General features: G+C 26.1%; 2 protein-coding genes. Both read left to right on the forward strand.

All coding sequences use genetic code 11. The features are described 5' to 3' along the window. Positions 1 to 145: 145 nt before the first annotated feature. Complete coding sequence (locus tag HMPREF2918_RS00230) at positions 146 to 1,180, forward strand: YcaO-like family protein (RefSeq protein ID WP_141751564.1); 1,035 nt, start codon at positions 146 to 148, stop codon at positions 1,178 to 1,180. A 392-nt stretch (positions 1,181 to 1,572) separates the two neighbouring features. Continuing rightward, positions 1,573 to 2,544 carry a YcaO-like family protein gene (locus HMPREF2918_RS00235; protein ID WP_070594284.1) on the forward strand — a complete coding sequence of 324 codons (972 nt, stop codon included), beginning with the start codon at positions 1,573 to 1,575 and terminating at the stop codon, positions 2,542 to 2,544. Positions 2,545 to 2,713 lie beyond the last annotated feature (169 nt).

Genomic DNA, 2,713 nt, shown 5'->3' on the forward strand with positions numbered 1-2,713 from the left:
ATTAATTGTCTAACTTTTTGGGGTCAGTACAGTAGATGTCTCTTTTTATAAAGTAAAACACCGAAATAGCATAATTAGAAAATTAAATCTCAATATAAATGAAGTGATGCTAGTAAGTAGTTTTAAAATTAAAGGAGTATAACTATTGATTTTTGAATATTATAGAGAGCATTGTTTAAGATATTCGAATAGATTTTTCATATCTGAAGAAATTATGTTGCATACTGCCTTAAAGTTATTTTATTGTGAGATCAATTCGAATAAGTATATTTTGCCATATGACAGTTCTTCTATAGACTTTTCCCTTTCTATAGCTCTAAAAAAAAATTACAGTGAACACTTGGAAAGGAATTTATTAGGAATTCAACTAATAAGAAATAAGACATTAAATTCCTATGAATTAAAGAGTGGGGAAATCCATGAAATTAAAGGTTCAGAGATTAGTTATTTAAGTAATTCAATTTATGGATACTCAGATACTACAGGAACTTCCTCAGGATATTGTAATACTCAAATAATTATTGAAAAGGGAGTTTTTGAATTAGTTGAGAAAAATGAATTAGCTTTGATATGGTACGGTATGTTGGGTAGTGGTATTAGATTATCTACTGATAAATATAGTGAATATTTAAGATATTTTAATGATTATCAGTCGGATGTTGTGGACGACATTGTAGTATTATATTCACAGAATATTTCAAATATTCATGTGATTTATGTTTTCCTATTTAAGGAAAAAAAAATTGTATCAAGTGGCATTGCCGGAAGATTATCGTTTAATGAAGCATTCAATGCTGCAATTGAAGAAGCTAAACTCCTTTTGGTAATATATCAAGACATCAAATATGGAGAATACGCTTCAATAACGAAGCAAGAATATATAAAAGTATATAACCATATAAAAAAAATAGAAAATATAAGAACTACAAATTATTCTGAATTAAACAAAAAAAATTGTGAACAAAAAATAATTAATATTTTTTCGTCGCAATTAGATAAATTTGAGGTTGTTTTTTTGAATCCAGTTAATACCTGTCAAGGCAAAACAGTTAAGATTTCTTCTAGTGTTTTGTATAATTGTATTCCTAGAAGAGAAAATATAAAATCTATTAAGAAAATTTTTCAAATTTATCATATTGATCCATTTAAACTTGAAATACCAGACTGTATTATTGTTTAAATTCAATTGGAAAAATGATAAAGCTGAGTCTAATTTATTTTATTTTTTTGAAAGGGTCCACATACAAATTATGTAGCAGAGCCTATTTTTGCCCTGGTTTTCCCAAAGAGGGGTTATAAAATCAGATATTTCACCTTAGCGCTTATGTAGTAGTTCGTTTACTAGATGTAGAAGCCTTCTTGTGATCAAGAAGATAGATTTGATTTTATCTATATTGATTTGACAATTTTCTGTTTGGCAGTTATATAAATAATTATATCAAAATTGTGGTAACTATTCGCAGATTTTAAGATCCTGGATTGTAATATTAAATAGATTTAAAATTAAAAAGTAATAATTATCTGTAGTTAATATTTATTAGGATATTAAGTGATAAGAGGAGTAAAGAATAAATGGTAATTTTTGATATAAATTTAAAAAATAAGTTTTTAGAACATAATTATATTTCAATTATAAAAATGTCAAGTAACCCTACAATAGCTGGTTTTATGGTTAATAAAAATTTAAGAGAAACGTTACTTTCATCTATTGGTGAATTTAAGGAGAGACAAACTCTTTATAGTTATGGCACTTTTGTAGAAGGAGGAAAAATTAAACTATTAAATTTATATGACGGTAGCATTGAAGAAAGACTATACTCTAAGGAAATTGCAAAATTCTTTTTTGATAGCACAGGTTGCGCTTGCCATACTAATTCAGAAAAGGTTGTGGATAATGCTTTTTTTGAATTTATTGAACGGCAGTTTTACATATTTACTTATTTGACTAAGAGTGAAGTTAAATTACTTGAATTTAATTTCGATATAGAAGATATTATCCCGCATAAATATAAACACTTGAATTATTATAATTTAAGTCCAATAGATTCGTTATTTGTCATTTTAGTATATGGATGGATTGAAGGTAAAATCTATATTAGCCTTGGTGCTTCCAATTCATTAGGGGGAGCAATAAAAAAAGCGATCAAAGAAATCGAGCAATTGAGTCACGTTTATTCTTCAGGGAGTCATCAGAAAATTAGTAAAGAAATAAGTTACTTTAATATTTTTATGTCTATACCAGATGAAAAATTAAAAAAATCTTTTCAATTTTTACAAAATGCTAGTTGTTATAATGTAAATTCCAATGAATTAAAAATACAATTTAAATTTGAAGATATACTTAAAGACTTAAAAAAGGAATATGGTATTGAGCCTAAATTAGTCTTTATAGACAATGATTTTTTAAAAGTAGCGAAAGTTTTAGATTTTAATTGGTTCCCTAGTTTACTACCTAGAATGGCTAGTTCAAACAATATCGCTTTCATAGAAAGTAAGACAGGGAGAAATGTAGATAGACAATGTAATTTTATTCCATTCCCATAATTCAGTATATTATAAAGAAATTTTAGGGAACTTATTCATAAATTTAACATAACAGAAGGTTAATGTAGAGAATTCTCAATGAAAAAGTATATATTTGGTAATATAAAAGATCTTGTATATAATAAGAATAGAGCAGAGTTTAAGATTGATAACAAGATTTTAAATATTA

Origin of the sequence: Streptococcus sp. HMSC065C01 (genome assembly GCF_001813525.1) — a bacterium.
GTDB classification, from domain to species: domain Bacteria; phylum Bacillota; class Bacilli; order Lactobacillales; family Streptococcaceae; genus Streptococcus; species Streptococcus parasanguinis_V.